At 40.4% G+C, this 594-nt stretch carries 1 protein-coding gene; it reads right to left on the bottom strand.

Going from position 1 to position 594, the window contains the following annotated elements; translation table 11 throughout:
- A partial coding sequence (locus tag ADH81_RS01515) for an SspB-related isopeptide-forming adhesin (protein ID WP_049525997.1) occupies positions 1 to 594 on the bottom strand: 594 nt, incomplete at both ends.

Genomic DNA, 594 nt, shown 5'->3' with positions numbered 1-594 from the left:
TTCACACGTTTTTCAGTTGGTTTGCTTGGTTTTTCAACTTTCTTCGTAGTTGGGTTGTAGTAGTTGACTACTTGCGCTGCAGTATTTTCGATATCTACACCAGCTGCCACATCAGCTTTCACTGTTGTTGGGATGTCGAACTTGTAGTAACGTCCGAAGGCAAACTTAGTTGTATCGATGACTTGCGTATTTTCTGCATCGCCAAGTGACTTCGTGAAGCCAGCTTTAAGTGTTGCAGTAATTACTCCACCTTCAACTGTGATATCGAATTTGCTTGTTACATCATCACCTGTTACTGAATCGTAAGCTTTGATCTTAGTAGAATCAAGATCCAACTTAGTTTCATCGTAGTCATCTGAGATTCCTACTGATTGGATGTTGTCTTTGTTAGCTGCGTCAAATTTAGTTGTATCCAACCAAACTTGGTAAACCAATTTATCGCCACGTTTAACAGTCTTCGTATTCAAGTTTTGAGCTTCGTTGTTTGATGCATCATCCGCATATGGGTTGGCATTTGTATCTGCGTACTTATCTGCCAATTCTTTGTCATCGTCAACGAGCTTGTCGCCTGTGATATCGAATTTCTCTTCAGAA

The organism is Streptococcus pseudopneumoniae, assembly GCF_001072925.1.
GTDB classification, from domain to species: domain Bacteria; phylum Bacillota; class Bacilli; order Lactobacillales; family Streptococcaceae; genus Streptococcus; species Streptococcus pseudopneumoniae_Q.
This window is presented reverse-complemented; position numbering and strand designations above follow the sequence as displayed.